Raw genomic sequence first — 1,380 nt, forward strand, 5'->3', positions numbered from 1 at the left:
TGACCTGAGCCCCAAATGGTCCCGCATTTGAATGGAGAGTCTGTCGCAACGGAGACAGACAATGCGCAAGAGCAAATTCACTGACGAACAGATCATTGCGATCCTGGCTGAACAGGAGCGTGGCATGGCCACGGCAGACGTGTGCCGGCGGCATGGGGTGAGTTCTGCCACCTTCTACAAATGGAAGGCGAAGTATGGCGGGATGGACGTGTCGGATGCCCGCAAGCTGAAGACGCTTGAGACCGAGAACGCGCGGCTGAAGAAGCTGCTGGCTGACAGCATGCTTGATAACTCGATCCTGAAAGACCTGCTGGGAAAGAACTGACGACGCCCCAGTTGAAACGGGATGCGGCTCTGAAGGTGATCGATAAATATGACATCTCCCAGCGCCGCGCCTGCCGATTGGTCAGCGTCGATCCGAAAACTGTCAGGCGTGAGCCGGAACCGGACAATCCGGAGATCCGCAAATGCATGCGCGAGATCGCAGCAACGCGCCGTCGGTTCGGCTATCGGCGCATTGGCATTATGCTCGAACGGGAGGGCATCGTGATGAACCATAAGAAACTGAGGCGTCTCTACAAAGAGGAGGGACTGGCGGTAAAACGCAGACGAGGCCGCAAGCGCGCGACTGGCACCCGTGAACCGATGCCGGTGCCAGACGGTCCGTCGCAGCGTTGGAGCCTCGACTTTGTATCCGATGTTTTCGGACCGGCCCGGCGGTTCCGCATGCTCTGCGTGATCGACGACTACACGCGTGAATGCCTGGCGCTGGTCGCAGATACATCTCTGTCCGGTGCCCGCGTGGCCCGCGAACTGGATCGTTGCATCCGTCTCTATGGCAGGCCGGAAACCATTGTCAGCGACAACGGCACTGAACTGACTAGTCGCGCCATCCTCGAATGGCAAAATCAAACCGGCATCGCCTGGCACTACATCGCACCAGGAAAGCCGCAACAGAACGGCTTTGTCGAGAGCTTCAACGGCAAGCTGCGCGACGAGTGCCTGAATGAAGAAGTGTTCGATACACTCGCTCACGCCCGGATGATCCTCGGGCGTTGGCGACATGACTACAACCACCACCGGCCTCACTCATCGCTGGGCGGGCTGACGCCCGCAGCGCGTCGGTCGCTCGTGCATGTGGGGAGCTCCGCTCCCGACGCGCTCGCCACACCTCAAACCATGGACTATGAAAGGGCTAGACTCTCGAAATGAATGAGGGAGCCAAAGGGCTCAGGTCAATTCCATGCCCGGTGCTTGCGCCCCTGTCTGCCTCGGGACATCGCAGTGCGATGTCTGATCCTCGGCAGCCTGAGCGAACTCGAAGGATGAAGCGGCAGAGAGCAAAAGCCCCCCCAATCCGTCTGAAACCCACCCAACACA

Annotated in this window: 1 protein-coding gene; it reads left to right on the top strand. The window is 59.3% G+C overall.

All coding sequences use genetic code 11. From position 1 onward, the window contains the following. Window positions 1–61 precede the first annotated feature (61 nt). A protein-coding gene (locus tag HY2_RS15285) for an IS3 family transposase (protein WP_233346897.1) occupies window positions 62–1,212 on the top strand; the annotation gives its coding sequence in 2 pieces (ribosomal slippage) (window positions 62–320 and window positions 320–1,212; 1,152 coding nt in all). The last annotated feature ends 168 nt before the right edge of the window (window positions 1,213–1,380 follow it).

This window comes from Hyphomonas pacifica (genome assembly GCF_000682675.1).
In the GTDB taxonomy this organism is placed as follows: domain Bacteria; phylum Pseudomonadota; class Alphaproteobacteria; order Caulobacterales; family Hyphomonadaceae; genus Hyphomonas; species Hyphomonas pacifica.